Consider the following 232-nt stretch of genomic DNA (forward strand, 5'->3'; position numbering starts at 1 on the left):
GCACATCCATGTGCGCTTGACGTCGGCCATCCATGGCCGCCGACATTCTGGCAAAGGCCCACACCCGCCAAGCTTCAGGAATCGGAGATATAGGAAGTCACCTTGGGCTCTAATCTCAGCGTGCCTTTTGACGGTCTGCGATTACTGAATTTCTTGAAGAACAGGGGTGTTGCCCCCTCCCAAAAATGTCTGTGGCCAAGGATGGCCACAGCCAAGCGCACATGGATGTGCT

The sequence above is a fragment of the Marinobacter sp. UBA2498 genome, assembly GCF_002341575.1.
GTDB classification, from domain to species: domain Bacteria; phylum Pseudomonadota; class Gammaproteobacteria; order Pseudomonadales; family Oleiphilaceae; genus Marinobacter; species Marinobacter manganoxydans.